This is a genomic window from Kribbella sp. NPDC051587, from assembly GCF_044453945.1.
Taxonomy (GTDB): domain Bacteria; phylum Actinomycetota; class Actinomycetes; order Propionibacteriales; family Kribbellaceae; genus Kribbella.
Window position 1 is genome coordinate 318,971 of the sequence record NZ_JBITDE010000007.1, and the last position, 17,117, is coordinate 336,087.

Sequence of the window (17,117 nt, forward strand, 5' to 3'; positions counted from 1 at the left end):
CAGCCGGTACAGTCGACGTCGTGCTGACTGCGAAAGGGAAGGCGACCCGGGACCGAATCGTGGCCGCGGCCGGCCGGGAGATCCGCGAGCGGGGGATCGCCGCGGTGACGCTCGACGACGTCGGGCAGCGCAGCCGGACCGGGAAGAGTCAGCTGTTCCACTACTTCCCCGGCGGCAAGGAGCAGCTGCTGATGGCCGTCGCCGAGCGCGAGGCCGAGCGGGTGATCGAGGACCAGGAGCCCCAGCTCAGCCGCTTGACCAGCTGGGACGCCTGGCAGAAGTGGCGCGATGCGGTGGTCGAGAAGTATCGGCGTCAAGGCGTGCACTGCCCGCTCGGCGTACTGATCACCGAGATCGGACGGCACACGCCCGCCGCGCAGGCGGTGACCGGCAAACTGCTCGCACAATGGCAGCAGTCGTTGCAGGCCGGGATCCATCAGATGCAGGCTGCCGGTGAGATCCGCGCCGACGTCGATGCGCACCGGGCGGCCGGCGCATTGATGGCGGCGATCCAGGGCGGCGTCGCGATCCTGATGTCGTCCGGATCGGCCCAGCATCTCGAGTACGCCCTGGATCTCTGTCTGGACTACCTGCGGGTCAAGACCAGTTGAGGACCGGTGGTTGATAACCGGCAGGCTTGTCGCCGACCCTCGTGCCTGCACTGACCAGCCAGCCCTGGTACTCCGGGGTGAACATCCGATACACCGACTCAGCCGGTACGGCGCTCGCCGTGTCGAGGTCGGCTCGAAGGTGGGCGGGGAGGTCGAAGTCGAGTGCGGCCATCGTCGAGGTGAGCTGCTCGGGTGAGCTGGCCCCGACGATCGCGGAGGCGACGCCTGGCTGGGTCGCGACCCAGTTCACCGCGACCTGAGCCATGGTCACGCCGAGCTCGTCGGCGACGCTCTGCAGAGTCTTGAGCAGATCCCAGTGCTGATCGCTCCAAGAACGCGATGGAGCGCTCTCTCCGGTCAGGCGTCCTTCTCCGGCAACCCCTTCGACCTCGTCGCGCCGGTACTTCCCGGTGAGGAATCCACTGGCCAGCGGGCTCCACGCAGTGATGCCGAGGCCGAGGTTCTGCGCCATCGGCACGTGCTCGGTCTCGATGGTTCGCTCGGCCAATGAGTAGGGGAGTTGCAGGTTGACCATCGGTACGGCGTCGTTCTGCGCCCGAGCCGCATACCAGGCCGGTACGTCGGACAGTCCGGCGTACCTGATCTTTCCGGCGCGGGTGAGGTCGTCGAACGTGCGCAGGACCTCGTCGATGGGCGTGATCCGGTCCCAGGTGTGCAGGAGGAACAGGTCGAGGTAGTCGGTCTGCAGCCGGCGCAGCGAGTCCTCGACCGCGCGGATCATGTGCTTGCGGCCGTTGCCGCCGGCGTTCGGGTTGCCGGGGTCCACGCTGTTGGTGAACTTGCTGGTGAGCACGACGCGATCGCGGAGAGCGCTCTCTGCGATCAGCTTGCCGAGGATCTGCTCACTCTCGCCCGCGGTGTAGAAGTCGGCGGTGTCGATGAAGTTGCCGCCGGCATCGATGTAGGTGTGGAAGATCGCGCCGGCCTGGTCGGCGGTGCGGCCGTAGGGTCCGTGGAAACCGCCGGTGCCGAAGTTCATCGTGCCGAGCGCGAGCCGGCTGACCCGGAGGCCGGACCGGCCGAGCAGGTAATAGTTGTCGAGTGCCATGGATCCAGCGTTCCTCGGGAAAAATGGACCGGCAAGTACAAACCTTTCGGAGGCGGATGTGGTCCTGACCGAGGCCCAGCAGCAGGTGCTCACACGGTTGGCGGAGCTCGTCGTACCGGCTGACGCCAGCCCAACCGACAACAGTCCGTCCGCGGCGGAGGCCGGCGCGGTTGCGTTCATCGAGCGAGTGCTGACTGTGGACCGGCCGGACTGGCAGCCCCGCGTCGTCCGCGCGCTGTCGGTTGCCGAGGAGGCGGTGCTGACGGATGTGGACGGGGCGTGGCTGGTCCGGCTGATCTCCCAGGGGTACTACGCAGGGGAGGCCGCGTGGCGGATGGTCGGGTGGCGACCTGATGCTGGCGGGGCTTGGGATCCGGTCACGACTGAGCTGACGGTCACGCCGCGCAGTGCGTTGGCGGATCGGTACGACGTGGTGGTGATCGGGTCGGGCGCCGGCGGCGGTACGGCGGCTCAGGTGCTGGCCGAGTCGGGCCGGACCGTGCTGGTGGTCGAGGCGGGGGAGTATCCGCCGACCGAGTCGCTCGCTCGCGATCATCTGCGGAATCCCCGGTCGGTCGCGGGACTGCCTGCACCGACTGATCCGGATCCGCAGGGCCGGCCCCGGACCGCGGTCGTCGACGGCGTCACGTCGTACCCGCTGCCGCCCGACGGCGACTGGGGCAACAACGCGTTCACGGTCGGCGGCGGCACGCGGGTGTACGGCGCCCAGGCGTGGCGGTTCGTGCCGCGCGACTTCCGGATGGCGACGACGTACGGCGTACCGGAGGGAAGTGGGTTGGCCGACTGGCCGATCTCGTACGACGACCTGGCGCCGTACTACACCCTGGCCGAACAACGGTTCGGGGTCAGCGGCGGCGGAACCGACCCTTGGCACGAACCACGTGAACTCCCGATGCCACCACTGCCCAGAACCGGCCCGGCGCATCGACTCGCGGCTGCGGCGGAAACCCTCGGTTGGGGCACGCTCGACGTACCGCTGCTGATCAATTCGGTCGACTACCAAGGCCGCGCCGGCTGCGTCCGCTGCGGCCAGTGCGTCGGCTTCGCCTGCCCGGTCGAGGCAAAGGCCGGTACCCACAACACGGCACTCCCGGCCGCGCTCGCCACCGGCAACTGCACGCTGGTCACCGGGACCACGGCCGAGCGGCTGGTTGTGAGCAACGGGCGGGTCGTCGGGGTCGCGTTGGTTGACGGGCAGCTCTGGCGCCGCACGATCGAGTGCGCCGAAGTCGTCGTCGCGGCCGGCGCCTCCGAGACTCCGCGCCTCCTGCTCAACAGCGCTCACCCCGCCGAGCCGAACGGCCTCGGCAACAACCAGGACCAGGTCGGCCGCTACCTCCAGGCCCACGTGTACGCCGGTGCTGTCGGACTGTTCGACGACGAGCTGGCCGATCTGATCGGCCCCGGTGTCTCGATCGCGACCTGCGACTTCCGCCACGGCAACGACGGGATCGTCGGCGGCGGCATGCTGGCCAACGAATTCGTGCCGACCCCAGCAGCGACGTACGACTATCTGACCGGCGCCGGCCTGATCCCGCGCGCGGGCCTGGCCGCCAAGCAGGCGATGCGCCACGAAGCCCGCCGCATGCTGCGGGTCGTCGGCCCCATCCAAGAGGTCACGTCCAGCGAGTCCCGCATCCGGATCGACCCCGCGACCCGCGACCGCTTCGGCAACCCGGTCGCCAAGATCAGCGGCTCGATCCACCCCGAGGACGTCCGCGCCCAGACGTTCATGAATGCGAAGGCCGAAGAGTGGCTGCGAGCCGCCGGCGCGGTCCGAACCGCTCGCAACACACTCGGTACGACGGGACGCGCGAGCACCGGCCAGCACCAAGCGGGCACCTGCCGGATGGGCGACGACCCAACGCGGTCAGCGACCGACCCGTACGGACGGCTGTGGGGTCACGACAACGTCTGGATCGCCGACGCCTCCGTCCATGTGACGAACGGCGGAGTGAACCCGGTCCTCACCGTCCTGGCCAACTCCCTGCGGATCAGCGACCAGATCGTCCGCGGATCAGCGTGAGATGCCGACGCCGCTCTTCGTGTCACGGCCGTACTTCGCCAGTTCGGCGTCGAGGTCGAGGCGGGTGACTCCACCCTGCTCGCGGTCGGCGTCGGTGAGCTGATCGGCCGGGATGATCCAGACGATCTCGAACTCGAGTCCGTCCGGGTCCTTGCCGTACAGGGACTTCGTGGTGCCGTGGTTGGACGAGCCGACCAGGGCTCCGGCCGCCTGCAGCTTGGTGGCGAGGTCGGCCAGATCGCCGAGGGTGTCGACCTCCCAGGCCAGGTGGTAGAGGCCGACGGTGGTCTTGCCCGCGCCCGAGGCACCCGCCTCACCGCCGAGCTGGAACAGGCCCAGGTCGTGGTCGTTGGTGGAGTCGGGGGCGCGCAGGAAGGCTGCGGTCGGGTACGAGTCGCCGCCTTCGGTGTAGCCGAAGCCGAGGACATCGCGGTAGAACGCGACGCTGGTGGCCACGTCGCGCACGTACAGCACCGCATGGTTGAGCCGGAAGATCGCCATAGGACGATCATAGTTGAAGGCTCAACCGGGAACCAGGTCAGCGCTTGTACTTGCGCTTCGGGGTCGGTTGGCCGGGCTTGCCCTTGACCTTGTTCGGCCGGATCTGCTGCTGCTTCTTCGGTGCGGCCTGCTTCTTCGCGGCCTTCTTCGGCTCCGGAGGTTTCTGGCTGCCGCGGGTGCTGTTGGCGGTCCGGCCGCGGACGATGCCGACGAACTCCTCCATCAACTCCGACTCGGCGTCTTCGGGCCAGGTCAGCGCGACCTGCGACGTGGGCGCGTCCGTCAGTGGGCGAAACGTCAGGTCCTTGCGATGGTGCAGGCGCGCCAGCGACATCGGTACGACGAGCAACCCGGTGCCCATGGCAACCAACGCGATCGCATCCGCAGTGGTCGCAGGACGGTCGTCGATCACCCGGCCCGGCAACGGCTGCTCCCACGCCAGTACGTCGTCCTGCGGGTGCAGTATCAGTTCGTCGGCGAGGTCCTCGAGCGTGACCTCCTCGGCCGCCGTCACGACGTGATCCTTCGGGACCACGACGACCGTCTGTTCGACGTACAGGGGGATCGCGTGCAGGCCGGTGCGGTCGATCGGCAACCGCACCAGGGCCGCGTCCGCGTCCGCGGAGTGCACGAGGCCGACGGCGTCGGCGGCGCCGACCTGGATGAGCTCGATCGGTGTCCGGGGCAACCTCTCGGCCCAGATCCGCGCCCACTTGGCCGGTGTCACGCCGGGGACGTACCCGAGGCGGAAGGAAGAGGTCACGCGGTCAGGCTACCGGTCGGGCCGGGATACCCTGATCCAATGACCGTGCGTAAGACCTCTCAGGACATGAAGCCCGCGACTGCGGCGAAGAAGCTGGATATCTACCTTCCGGCGACTCCGGCCGAGTTCCAGGAGGGGTTCATCTCCCGCGAGGAGCTGACCGCGCTGCAGAACGACCCGCCGGAGTGGCTGCAGGAGCTCCGCAAGAGCGGGCCGCACCCGCGCTCGGTGGTCGCGGCCCGGCTCGGCGTGTCGATCAGCGGCCTGGCCCGTGCGGGCGTCACCGACGCTCTGACCACCGACGACATCAACGCGATCCGGGAAGACAACCCGGACTGGCTCGAGCACGAGCGGGGCATTCAGGCGGACGTCCTCGCCGAGGCCGCCCGCCTGAAGGAAGAGAAGAAAACCCGCCGCTAACGCACCGGACCGTAGGGGAAGCGCTGGGCCGGGTCGTAGGTCGAGCGCACCTCGTCCAGCCGGGCCCGGGTCTCGGGTGACCAGCAGGCCTCGTACGAACCCGGTACGGCGAAACCGTCGGCGAGGTTGACCGTGCTCTCGGCCGAGGTCCACTTCTGCACGCTGGCCAGCACCTGCTCGGCCACGCCGGGAAGGACGGTCTCGAACAGGCTCGGGTCGGGAACGCCGACGAAGAAGAACGAGTAGGCGCCGCGGCGGCCGCCGACCGCGCTGCCCTCCGGGACGTCGCGCCGTACCGCGCCACCGAGGTGCCGTAGCTCGACTGCGATCAGCGGTACCTGCTGGTCCGGGCCGACCGCACCGAGGAATGCGTCCGCGAAGTCACCGTCCAGTTCGTCGAGCAGGACACCCCGATCGAATGATGGGCCCGGATCGGTCGGGTCGTTGTGGATCGACGCGATGTTCGCGGCCGGGATCTCGCCGAGCGCGTCGATCAGTACGGCTCCGGCCGCTCGGATCGGCGCGAACAACTGCTCGCCTTCCGCCGCGTCACTGACGTACGCGAACCGGACGTTGAGCACGGTCTTGCCGCGCAGCGGTTCGGGGATGAACGGCAACGGCGGAAGCCGCAGGATCACCGCCGACGTGGTCGCGGCCTCCGGCAGTGTCGTGGTCCAGTCGATCCAGGTCCGGACGACGGTGTCGATCTCGGGCGCGTCGAAGAAGACCGAGCCGCCGTACAGGGTGCTCAGTTCCACCAGTTCGACGTCGACCGACGTGACGACGCCGAAACCGCCCTTGCCGCCGCGCAGGGCCCAGAACAGGTCGGGATGCTCGGTCGCGCTCGCGGTCACCACCTCACCCGCGCCGGTGACGAGCTCGAAGCGACGCGCCCAGTCGGAGGCGATGCCGAAGGTGCGCGCCAGCGGGCCGTACCCGCCGCCGAGCAGCAGGCCGATGCAGCCAACCGATGCGGAGGCCCCGGCGATTGGTGCCAGGCCGTGCTCGGCCGCCGCGGCGATCACGTCGCCCCATCGGCAGCCGGCCTCGATGTGGGCGATCTTCGTGGCCGGGTCGATGGTCACGCCCTTGAGGCGCGACGTCGTGATGACGATGCCTTCGGTGACCGGCTTCGGCAGGCCGTGGCCGGTGGCCAGCACGCGGACCGGCGTACCGGTCTCGTTGGCCGTGGCAACCACGGCGGCGGCGTCGGCGGCCGAGGTGATCGCGACGACGACCTCCGGCCGGTGCACGACATTGGTCTTGAATCCGGCCAGTTCGGCGGCGAATTCTTCGTCGTTCGCGGTCAGTACCGGTCCGGTCACGGTCTGCTTGAGTGCGTCGAGCAGTTCGGTCACAGCTGCCACTGCCTTCCCCCTGAATCGTCGGGCCCCTTTGGACCTGAAGTCTTTCGCACGGTCAGGTCACCGTCCCGCCTAGCTTTCCAGGGAGGTCGAAATGGTCGCGGGCCGCCTCCGCAGCCAGCACGCTGAGCACACGCCCGAGCAAGGAGCTTCCCATGTCGGATCCGTCCCACCGACACACCGGACGCCAGTTTCTGCGTGCCGGTGTCACCTTTGCAGTCACGCTGGCCCTGGTGGCCGGCAACCAGCACGACGGCATGACCGCGGCCGCGGCGACACCCAAGCCGGACAAGGCGATCGAACTCCGCAAGGACAAGTCGGTGCCTGGTGTCACTGCGAAGCCCGCAGCCCGTCCAGTGGATCCCGCGGTGGTCGACGCGACCCGGCCGCATCCCCTTCAGACCAGCTGGCCCGCTGCCGCCACCGCGACAGCGACCGTGCCGGCACCCGGCGACGGTACGTCGCTCAGCCGGTGGAACGCCGTACTGTCGGCGGATCCGGTACAGACCAGACAGCGCGCCGGGAACCTGCCGGTGTGGATCAGTCCCGGTGCCGCCGCGCGGAAGTCGTGGCTGACCAAGGGTGTCGCCACGGGCCCCGCCAAGGTCGAGGTGTCGATCAGTGGCCGGCGCGGCGACGCGCTGCAGATCGACGTCCACCGGGCCGATGGCGCCAAGGCGGCCGGAACGGTCGGACTGACGCTCGACTACGCGGCCTTCCAGGACACGTACGGCGGCGGCTGGGCGAACCGGCTGCGGCTGTACGACGCCAGGACCGGCAAATCATTTGCCACCAGCAACAAAGGTGACGGCACCCTGCAGGCCGACGTACCGACCGGTGCGAGCCTGATGATGGCGGCCGCGGAGAGCGGCGGTGGCGGCGACTACGGCAAGGGGATGGGCGGTGGCGCCGGGAAGTGGAGCATCGGCGGACCGTCCGGCGCGTTCGAGTGGTCGCTGCCGCTCGAGTCGCCACCCGGCATGGGCGGCCCGCAACCGGCGGTCGAACTGCAGTACTCCTCGGCGTCGCTGGACGGACTGACGTCGGCGTCGAACAACCAGGTGTCGGCCGCCGGACAGGGCTTCGACATCAGCGGCGGGGGCGCGATCGAGCGCAAGTTGAAGAGCTGCTCGAAGGATCCCGGCAACAACGGCACCAAGCTGACCGGCGACCTGTGCTTCGCGACCGAGAACGCCGGCATCTCGATGGGCGGCAAGTCCGGCGACCTGTTGCTGGTCTCCAAGTCCGCCACGTCGGAGGTCTGGCGGATGCGCGGCGACGACGGCACCGTGGTCGAGAAGCTGTGGGGAGCCACCAACGGCGACGACGGGATCGCGGTCAACGAGAAGGGCGAGTACTGGCGGGTTACCACCAAGGACGGCACGAAGTACTACTTCGGTCTGAACCGCCTGCCCGGCTGGACCGCCGGCAAGACCGAGACCCGGTCCGCGATGACGATGCCGGTCTTCGGCAACAACTCCGGTGAGCAGTGCAACAAGACCGCGTTCGCGGACTCCTGGTGCCAGCAGGCGTACCGGTGGAACCTGGACTACGTCGTCGACCGGCACGGCAACACGATGAGCCAGTTCTACGACGTCGAGACCGGCAACTACGCCCGCAACGTGACCGCCACCTCGGTCAGCCCGTATGTGCGGGGCAGCAACCTCCACACGATCGAATACGGCCAGCGCGACGGCCAGGTCTACACGCAGAACCCGGTCGGCAAGATGGTGTTCACGACGGCTGAGCGGTGTGAGGGCGTGAGCTGTGGACCGGCGCAGCCGGCGTCGTACCCGGACACGCCCTGGGACTTGAACTGCGCGAGCACGACCAACTGCGACAACCACTTCACTCCGACCTTCTGGACGCAGAAGCGGCTCAGCACGGTCACCTCGCAGGTCTGGCGTTCGACCGGACTGACCGACGTACAGACGTGGACTCTGCGGCACGAGTACACCAACGGTGCCGGCACCGGCCGCGCGCTGTGGCTGGAGGGTGTGTCGTCGACCGGCAAGGTGGGCGGGGACCTGCAGATGCCGGAGACCAACTTCGACGGCATCGGCCTGGACAACCGGGTGGACCCGCAGAACCCGAGCCTGCCGAACATGGTGTGGTTCCGGGTCCAGTCCATCCATTACGGCACCGGCGGTGACGTCGCCGTCACCTACTCGGACAAGGAGTGCAGCGCGACCACGCTGCCCGATGCGGCGAACAACACCAAGCTGTGCAGGCCGCAGCGCTGGACGCCGAAGGACCAGGGGGAGCGGCAGGACTGGTTCCACAAGTACGTCGTCCGCGAGGCGAGCGAGGTCGACCGCAGCGCGACGTCGTCCGTGCCGGCCGCGCCGGTGCCGGTGACGAGCCGGGTGGAGTACCTCGGTACGCCGGCCTGGCACTTCGACGAGCAGGACGGCCTGGCCGAGACCACCACCCACACCTGGAACCAGTGGCGCGGCTACGAGAAGGTCCGCGTCTACAAGGGTGCCGAGGGCGGCACGCAGTCGATCACCGAGACGCAGTACTACCGCGGCATGAACGGCGACCAGAAGGCCGATGGCACCCCGCGGACGGTCAAGCTCACCGACTCCACCGGTACGTCGGTCGACGACCAGGACGAGTTCTCCGGTCAGGTGCGCGAGCAGATCACCTACAACGGCGCGGCTGTGGTCAACAAGACCATCAACGACTACTGGCGCTCACCGCAGCCGACAGCGACCGAGACCAGACCGTGGGGCACGCGGTACGCGTACATGACCGCTCAGAAGGCAGTCACGCAGTACCAGGCAGTGGACGGCGGAATGCTCGACATCGCCAACCGGCACGAGTACGACACCCGAGGGCGGTTGGTGTCGAAGCAGTTGGCCAACGACGCCAGTACGACGGCCGACGACACCTGCACGCGGTACCAGTACCTCGAGAACCCGGATGCCGGCCTGCAGGAGCTCGTCTCCCGCGAACAGGTCGTCTCGGTCGGTTGTGACCAGCCCTGGACGAAGGACCAGGTCGTCAGCGACGAGCGGGTGTACTACGACGACCACACCTCGGTCACCGCCGCGCCGACCCGTGGTGTGCCGACCCGTGGTGAGCGACTGTCCGGGTTCGACAGCAACGGTGAGCCGAAGTACGAGACCGTGTTCACCGCGACGTTCGACCAGTACGGACGCCGTACGTCGATGAGCAACGCCGCGAACCAGACCTCGCGGATCTCGTTCGAACCGGCGTACGGGCCGCTCACGAAGGTGACGCAGACCGCGCCGAACGGACTGCAGTCCTCGGAGGAGTACGAACCCGCGTGGGGATCGCGGATCGCCACCACCGGTCCGGACGGCAAGCGCACCGACCTGACCCTCGACCCGGTCGGCCGGACCGCGAAGGTCTGGAACCCCGGCCACCCGAAGGCGACCAGCCCGGCCGACGTGGAGTACGAGTACCTCCTGCGCGGCGACGCCTCCTCGGCGGTGACCACGCGGGCCCGGCTGGCCAACGGCAAGTACGACGTCACCTACGAGCTGTACGACGGTCTGCAGCGACTGCGGCAGACGCAGGAAGGCACTCCGGCCGGTGGACGGCTCGTCACCGACTACCGCTACGACTCCCGGGGCCGGCAGAGCATCGTCTCCGGCGCCTACTACAACGACGGCCAGCCCGGGACGGAGATCCTGTACGTCAACGATCTCAACGTGCCGAAGCAGCAGATCAGCCTCTGGGACGGCGCGGATCGGCCCTCGGCACAGATCTACCTGTCCGAAGGGCAGGAGAAGTACCGCACCTCGCACCAGGTCACCGCGACCCGGCAGAGCATCGACCCACCGCAGGGTGAGGCACCGACCGCGCGTATCACCGATGCCCGCGGCCGGTTGACCGAACTGCGCACGTACAAGGGCGACACCTGGAGCGGTGCCTACGACAGCACCAAGTACACCTACACCCCGCTCGGGCAGCTCAAGACCATGTCCGATGCCGCAGGCAACGTCTGGAGCTACCAGTACGACATCCAGGGCCGCCGGATCGCGGAGAACGACCCGGACCGCGGTACGACGACGTACACGTTCAACGCGATCGACCAGATCGTGTCGAGCACCGATGCCCGCGGTCGCACGACTGCCTTCACCTACGACGACCTGGGTCGGAAGACCTCTCAGCGCAGCGGCTCGGTGACCGGGCCGGTGCAGATCTCCTGGACCTACGACACGCTGGCGAAGGGACAGCCGACGTCCACGACCCGCTACCTGAACGGCAACCCGTACACGACCGCGATCACCGGGTACGACGACGCGGGCCGGCCGACCGGCACCTCGCTGACCGTGCCCGGCTCCGAAGGCGCACTGGCCGGCACGTACGTGATGGGCCAGACCTACACCGACGACGGGAAGGTGGCGAGCCGGTCACTCCCCTCGGCGGGCGATCTGGCCGCCGAAACGGTGTCGGTCGACTACAACGACCAGAGCCTGCCGACGGCACTGCGCAGCGGCCTCGGAACCTATGTCCGCAACACCACCTACACGCCCTTCGAGGAGAAGGACACCCTGACCCTGGGGACGGTCAACGGCCGGTACGTCCAGCAGCGGTACGAGTACGAGTACGGCAGCCGTCGGCTGTCCCGGGTGGTCACCGACCGGGAGCTCTCGCCGAAGCGGATCTCCGACACCGAGTACAACTACGACCCGGCCGGCAACGTCACCAAGATCATCGACACCCCGTCGACGGCCAGTGGTGAGGCGACCGACACCCAGTGCTTCAACTACGACTACCTGCGCCGCCTGACGCAGGCCTGGACGCCTGGGGCCGGTGACTGCGCGGCTGCGCCGACAGCGGCCGGGCTCGGCGGCCCAGCGCCGTACTGGCAGAGCTGGACCTTCGACCAGGCCGGCAACCGCCTGTCCGAGAAGCGGGTCACGCCGACAGGTGCGACCACCACCAGCACCTACACGTACGGCGCGAACTCGCACCCGAACGCGCTCAAGAGCGTCTCGACGACCGGCCCGGCCGGGACCACGACCACCGGCTTCGGCTACGACGAGACCGGCAACCTGACGTCCCGCACCAAGGGCACGGACACCGAGAACCTGACCTGGACCGACGACGGCAAACTGGCCGCCTCGAGCAAGGGCTCGTCGTTCGTGTACGACGGTGACGGCAACCGGATCCTGCGCCGGGACACCAGCGGTACGACGCTGTACCTCGGCGAGACCGAGATCCTGCTCGGTACCGACGGGCAGTTGCACGGCACCCGGTACTACACGCTCGGGGACTCCGTGGTCGCGGTCCGGACCGGCGGCAAGCTGAGCTGGCTGCTGTCGGACCTGCACGGTTCACCGACCATCGCCGTGGACTCCGTCAGCCAGACCGTCCAGCGTCGCCGGACCGCGCCGTACGGCGATCCGCGGGGTACCGCTCCGACCGACTGGCCGGGGCAGCGCGGGTTCCACAAGGGAACCACGGATCCGGACACCGGGTTCGTCCATCTCGGCGCCCGGGAGTACGACCCGACCGTCGGGCGGTTCATCTCGGTCGACCCGGAGATCGATCCGGAGGACCCGGCGCAGCTGAACGCCTACGCCTACGCCAACAACAACCCGGTCAGCTTCGAGGACTCCGACGGCCGGTTCGCCTTCGTGCTGATCCCGGTGATCACCTTCACCCCGGAGATCATCGCGGCGATCGTCGTGGTGTTCACCCTGCTGGTGATCTTCGTCAAGTACATCGTCCAGGTGATCGAGTGGGTGGTCGAGAAGGTCTGGAACTTCCTGTGCTGGCTGTGGGAGAAGATCACCCGCGCCGTCACCCGGTTCCAGGAGCGGTACCGCACCGAGGTCAAGGAGATCGAGCAACGCATCCTGCAGGTCTCGATCCGGATCGTGCAGCGGATCAAGTGGACGGTCAAACGGATCGCCGACCAGATCCGCAAGGAACCACGCAAACCGGACGTGGTGAAGCCGAAACCGAACCAGCCCAAGCCGAAGCCGAAACCGGAGACCCCGAAACCACCGAACACCAGGCCGGAAGGACCTGGCCGGCCGGGCAACAAGCCGGACAAGCCGAACCGGGGCAACGCCGCCGAGCGGATCAAGCAGGAGGGCCAGCAGCGGCGCGCGCAGGAACGGGAGCAGGCGGCCGAGCAGAAACGGCGGCTGGACGAGTTCCAGGAGCAGCTCAACGAGCAGCTCGGCAACCCGAAGCCTGAGCAGTGGAAGGCCGAGACCCAGGAGCGGGTCGACGGCGGGGATCCGATCAAGTACCCCGACGGCACGCCGAAGACGAAGGGGCCCTACGACAGCAAGGACTTCAGCTCGGCGACCGGGTCCGGCTGGGGCTGGAAGATCTTCCTCGGTGGCGAACTGATCCGGCGGGCCTGGCAACAGGGCCACGACTGGGGCTTGTGGTGACCCGCCCGGCCCGGCCGGTGCTGGCCGGTCTCCTCGCGCTCGTGCTCGCCTTCCCCGCGGTCGGCGTGGCCCGGGCGGCCGAGGAGCCGCCGGCCCCGGCGGCTCCCACCGGTGATCGGGTCGAGCTGACCGATCTGCGGACCGAGAGCACGGAGACGTACGTCGAACCGTCCGGAACGCACGTGCTGGTCGCGCACCCCACGCCGGTCCGGGCCCGCCGCGGTACCGGCTGGGCGCCGATCGACACGACTCTCAAGCAGGACAAGGACGGCATGGTCAGGCCCGGGGCGACAGTCATCGGCCTGGCGTTGTCCGGCGGTGGTGACCGCGACCTGGTCACCATCGCCGACGGCGGGAGCCGGCTGGGACTGACCTGGCCGGCGACGTTGCCCAAGCCGGTCCTCGACGGCGCGACCGCGACCTATCCGGAGGTCTTCGCCGGTGTCGATCTGAAGATCCGGGCCGAGGCGGACGGCTTCGCCCAGGTGCTCGTGGTGAAGGACCGGGCCGCGGCTGCGCGGCTGACCACGATGGACTTCGGCCTGAAGACCACCGGTCTGCGGGTCAACGCCCGGGCCGACGGGTCGACCGTTGCCGTCGACAACAAGGGCCGGACGGTCTTCGCCGCCGACCCCGCGGTGATCTGGGACAGTGCGACGCAGCACGCAACGATGCCGACGAAACACACCGGCACCGGACTGAGCGTCGTACCGGATCGGAAGTTGTTGCTGTCGGCATCGACGAAGTACCCGGTGTACGTCGATCCGTCGTGGACGGCGGGGAACCAGTTGTGGACCCATGTGAACCAGATGGCTCCGGATCAGTCGTATTGGAACTACGACCGGGCCGAAGGCGCGAAGGTCGGGTTGTCGTGGGATCTCGCGGTGCGGTACCGGTCGTTCTTCCAGTTCGGTACGGCGCCCCTGGCGGGGTCGCGGGTGGTGTCGGCGGCGTTCGACATCGTGCTCGATCACTCGCCGTCGGGCAGTCCGACGCCGGCCGCGCTGTGGAAGACCGCGGCGGTCGACGGCAACCAGGCGCTGACCTGGAACAACTCGGCCGGTCACTGGCGGGAGGAGCTGGCGCAGGCCAGCGGGAACGCCTGGACCGGGCATCAGCCGGACATGGGCATGCGCTTCACCAGTGACAAGGTCCGGACGATGCTGCAGGAGATCGCGACCGCACGCGGCGCGACGGCGACGTTCGGTCTGCGGGCGCCGGACGAGGGCAACAAGTACCAGTGGAAGAAGTTCCACCCCGAGACCGCCACGCTCGTGGTGCGGTACAACAACGCGCCCCGGCCGCCGGACAAGGTGAACTTCTCCCGGCCGCGGCCCTGTGGGAATGCGACGACGCCGACCGTGGTCAGCGGGCTGATCCCGCCGACGTTCTCGGCGATCGCCAGCGATCCGGACAACGACAACGTCACCACGAAGCTGTCGATCCGCCGGGCCGACACCGGTGCGGCCGCCTACGAGGTGACCTCGAGTGCGACGACCTCCGGGGCGGCGTTCGCCTGGCCGCAACTGCCGGCCGGTGCGCTCGCGGCCGGCGTACCGTACTACTACGTTGCCAGTAGCAACGACAATGTCGCGGACGACGGGATCGAGTTCGGTGCCGAGAGTCCGCGATGCTACTTCGTGCTGGACGCCCAGTCCCCGGCGCTGCCGCAACTCACGTCGGTGGACTTCCCGCCGGAGGGTGAGGAGGGCGTGCCGGCTCGCACGGCCGGGATCGTCACGCTGCGACCGGCCGCCGGTGACACCGACGTCGCGGAGTACCTGTACGGCTTCCAGCAGGATAAGGTGCTGTCCCGGATCAAGGCTGGCGGGGACGGTACGGCGCGGTTGCCGGTGACGGTCTGGCCGGATCCGCAGACCGGGATCCCGCAGGGCCGGCTGTTCGTGCGGGCGGTCGACGCCGCGGGCAACCCGAGTGGGGTCACCCGTGGCTACGATCTCGTTGCCTCCAGCAATGACCAACCGATCCCGCGGGTTCGCGGCGACATCAACGGAGACGGCCGGGCCGACATCAGTGCGGTCCTCGACCAGGGGTGGGGGCGGACCACGGTCTGGAACGTGTTCGCCAAGTCCGGCGGCCTGCAGACCGGCACGCTGGCCTGGGATTCCGGCGAGAACGGCGGGTTCGCGCTCTACCGGACGCGGCCGGTCCAGGGCGACTTCGACGGTGACGGCCGGGTCGACACCGTGCTCTTCCGCGAAGAGGCCGGTCGCCGGATCGCGGCGTACATGCTGAAGTCCGACGGCAACCGGTACGACGCACCGTCGGATCCGGTCTGGTACTCCGGTGCGGCGGGTTGGCCGTTGAGCGGTGCGCGGATCGTGTCCGGTGATGTCAACGGTGACGGGAAGGACGACATCGCCGTCCAGCTCGACAACGGTGGCGGCAGCTGGAAGGTGCTGGTGTTCCCCGGTGGCAACCTGGCGACGCCGGTGCAGTGGGTCACGACCTCCGGAGACTGGTCGCGGAGTGCGCCGCTGCTCGCGGATATCGACGGTGACGGCAGGGACGATCTCGTCGACATGGCCAACCTCGGCAACTGCCGGACCCAGGTCACGGTCCGGAAGTCCAGCGGTACGGCGTTCGCCACGACTCCCGTGACGCTGGCGGACAACTCGTCGTACTGCTGGGAGAAGAGCAAGCCGGTCGTTGCCGATGTCAACGGTGACGGGCTGGACGACATCGTGGCGATGTACGAGTACGGCCAGACCGATCTCGCGCTGCGGGTCTTCATCTCGAGCCGGACGGCGCTGACCGAGGCGCAGTGGTACCGCGGCGCGCTCGATCCGGCGAAGGCGGCGCTCAGCGCGGGGGACTACACCGCCGACGGCAAGGACGATGTGGCGTTGACCTATGCCCTCGACGGCGGTGGCCGTGAGGTGTCGACGCTGGTCTCCAACGGGTCGTCGTTCGCCGCGCCCGTGAGTGGCTGGCGGGAGGCGGCCGTTGGCGCGACGACCGGGCCGAAGTTCGACATCGACAACCGGGCCTACGAGCTGGTGGCCCGGCACAGCAGCAAGTGTCTGGATGTGCCGGGGGCGAGTCAGACCGACGCGGCGCCGATTCATCAGTACGAGTGCAACTCCAACATCCAGCAGCGGTTCCGGCTGGTCGAGATCGCCGGCACGGACCAGTTCGAGGTCCACACCGTGCACGGCAACGGTGTCGGCAACGACGGCAAGCCACGGTGCTTCGACGTGGACGACATGCGGCAGGACGACGGGGCAGCGTTGCTGCAGTGGCCGTGTTCGGGAACCAGCAACCAGCAGATGACGGTCGAGTACCTCGAAGGGAGCAGCTACGACACGGTGGTCCGGCTGCGGTTCGCCCACAGTGGCAAGTGCGCCACGGTCCAGGGCGGTTCGCTGGGGAACGCCGTACCGGTGGTTCAGCAGACCTGTACGGCGGACGCTAGCCAGCAGTGGATCCTGCGGCCGGTGTTCACCGGGCAGCCGCTGGCCGGGCGGTACAAGATGGCGGCGGTCCGGGGCGGCAAGGTGCTGGACATCCAGGACTGCGGCACGAACCCGGCGAGCACCGAGATCCGGATGTGGGACTGGGTACCGGGCAGCCCGTGCCAGCGCTGGCAGATCGTGCCGAAGGGTGACGACGTCTACCAGATCTACGACCCGAACTCCCGCAAGAACGTCGACGTCCAGGGATGTCCGGGTGGTCTGGGATCACCGGTGGTGCCGATCACACCCAGTGACAGCGTGGAATGCCAGGGCTGGCGGATCGAACCCGCGATCGACGGTTCCTGGAGCATCCTGCAGAACAAGTCCGGGCGGTCGATGGACGTGAACGGCTGCAGTGACCAGGCCGGCGCCGACGTGATCACCTGGCTGTACTGGAACGGGCCGTGCCAGCGCTGGGTCCTGACGCCTGCGAACTGAGGCACGCCACGCTGAAAACCGACCCCGACTCGACGGTAATAG

Annotated in this window: 9 protein-coding genes; 5 read left to right on the plus strand and 4 right to left on the minus strand. The window is 68.6% G+C overall.

The genetic code is table 11. The annotated features are described in order from the left end of the window. Positions 1 to 20 precede the first annotated feature (20 nt). Positions 21 to 611 (plus strand): TetR/AcrR family transcriptional regulator, encoded by a 591-nt coding sequence (locus ACIA49_RS25690; RefSeq protein ID WP_396379867.1) that lies wholly within the window; start codon positions 21 to 23, stop codon positions 609 to 611. On the opposite strand, the gene ACIA49_RS25695 is transcribed toward ACIA49_RS25690, so the two are convergent. Continuing rightward, positions 598 to 1,680 carry an aldo/keto reductase gene (locus ACIA49_RS25695; RefSeq protein WP_396379868.1) on the minus strand — a complete coding sequence of 361 codons (1,083 nt, stop codon included), beginning with the start codon at positions 1,678 to 1,680 and terminating at the stop codon, positions 598 to 600. The two genes, ACIA49_RS25690 and ACIA49_RS25695, sit on opposite strands and share 14 nt — an antisense overlap. A 58-nt stretch (positions 1,681 to 1,738) precedes the next feature. On the opposite strand from ACIA49_RS25695, the gene ACIA49_RS25700 reads away from it, so the two are divergent. Beyond that, a complete protein-coding gene (locus ACIA49_RS25700; protein WP_396379869.1) occupies positions 1,739 to 3,727 on the plus strand; it encodes a GMC oxidoreductase in 1,989 nt (662 codons plus the stop codon). On the opposite strand, the gene ACIA49_RS25705 is transcribed toward ACIA49_RS25700, so the two are convergent. Next, positions 3,719 to 4,228 carry a VOC family protein gene (locus ACIA49_RS25705; RefSeq protein WP_396379870.1) on the minus strand — a complete coding sequence of 170 codons (510 nt, stop codon included), beginning with the start codon at positions 4,226 to 4,228 and terminating at the stop codon, positions 3,719 to 3,721. The two genes, ACIA49_RS25700 and ACIA49_RS25705, sit on opposite strands and share 9 nt — an antisense overlap. A 37-nt stretch (positions 4,229 to 4,265) precedes the next feature. Next, a complete protein-coding gene (locus ACIA49_RS25710; protein WP_396379871.1) occupies positions 4,266 to 4,991 on the minus strand; it encodes a LysR substrate-binding domain-containing protein in 726 nt (241 codons plus the stop codon). Between the two features lie 39 nt (positions 4,992 to 5,030). Here ACIA49_RS25710 and ACIA49_RS25715 point away from each other — a divergent pair, with 39 nt between their 5' ends. Further along, positions 5,031 to 5,411, plus strand: a complete 381-nt coding sequence (locus ACIA49_RS25715; RefSeq protein ID WP_396379872.1) for a DUF5997 family protein — start codon at positions 5,031 to 5,033, stop codon at positions 5,409 to 5,411. Here ACIA49_RS25715 and ACIA49_RS25720 read toward each other — a convergent pair. Next, on the minus strand, positions 5,408 to 6,778 hold the full coding sequence (locus tag ACIA49_RS25720) for an FAD-binding oxidoreductase (protein ID WP_396379873.1): 1,371 nt from the start codon (positions 6,776 to 6,778) through the stop codon (positions 5,408 to 5,410). The genes ACIA49_RS25715 and ACIA49_RS25720 overlap by 4 nt on opposite strands. Positions 6,779 to 6,930: 152 nt before the next feature. Here ACIA49_RS25720 and ACIA49_RS25725 point away from each other — a divergent pair, with 152 nt between their 5' ends. Then, positions 6,931 to 13,161, plus strand: coding sequence for an RHS repeat-associated core domain-containing protein (locus tag ACIA49_RS25725; protein ID WP_396379874.1), 6,231 nt, complete (start codon positions 6,931 to 6,933; stop codon positions 13,159 to 13,161). Further along, a complete protein-coding gene (locus ACIA49_RS25730) occupies positions 13,158 to 17,075 on the plus strand; it encodes an RICIN domain-containing protein (protein WP_396379875.1) in 3,918 nt (1,305 codons plus the stop codon). Before ACIA49_RS25725 ends, ACIA49_RS25730 begins: the two co-directional genes overlap by 4 nt. Positions 17,076 to 17,117: the final 42 nt, after the last annotated feature.

Excerpts from the sequence above, each read along its gene's own strand:
- ACIA49_RS25695 (WP_396379868.1), bottom strand. The coding sequence starts at position 1,680 with ATGGCACTCGACAACTATTACCTGCTCGGCCGGTCCGGCCTCCGGGTC.
- ACIA49_RS25705 (WP_396379870.1), bottom strand. The coding sequence starts at position 4,228 with ATGGCGATCTTCCGGCTCAACCATGCGGTGCTGTACGTGCGCGACGTG.
- ACIA49_RS25715 (WP_396379872.1), top strand. The coding sequence starts at position 5,031 with ATGACCGTGCGTAAGACCTCTCAGGACATGAAGCCCGCGACTGCGGCG.
- ACIA49_RS25725 (WP_396379874.1), top strand. The coding sequence starts at position 6,931 with ATGTCGGATCCGTCCCACCGACACACCGGACGCCAGTTTCTGCGTGCC.